Source organism: Ralstonia sp. VS2407, assembly GCF_052950655.1.
This window is the reverse complement of sequence record NZ_JBRFVG010000301.1, coordinates 1-452: the sequence shown is the minus strand read 5'-3', so window position 1 is coordinate 452 and position 452 is coordinate 1. Positions and strand designations below refer to the sequence as shown.

Genomic DNA, 452 nt, shown 5'->3' with positions numbered 1-452 from the left:
CGAGTAGGTCACGCCGTTGATCGTTTCGCTCAGCGTGCCGCCCGCTTGCGACGTGACCGCTCCCGAACCGAGCGCGACGTCGCCCGCGTTGTTCGCGACGGCGTTCGGGCCGATCGCGACGCTGTCCGCGCCGAGCGCCTGGCTGTCCGGCTTCGTGCTGTTCGCGTGGAAATACTTGATGCCGGTCGAGTTGATCGCATCGATCGCCGCGCCGACGTTGCCGACGTTCGACGTCGTGCCGTCGGCGTTGTAGACCGTGTACGACGGCGCGGTCACGGCGCCCGTCTTCGGATCGATCGCCGCGCCGCCGCCCAGGCCGGTCGTCACCGCGCCGAGCTGCCCGACGTTGACCGCATCGGTGGACGCCGTGCCCGGCGCGACGTTATGCAGCGCGACAGGGCCGCTTGCCGCGCCGACGAGCGTCAGGTCCTGCGAGGGCTTGCCGCCGTTGG

At 70.8% G+C, this 452-nt stretch carries 1 pseudogene; it reads right to left on the bottom strand.

What is annotated here, in order from left to right:
* A pseudogene (locus ACU8YE_RS25165) lies at positions 1–452 on the bottom strand (trimeric autotransporter adhesin BpaB); the annotation flags it as partial.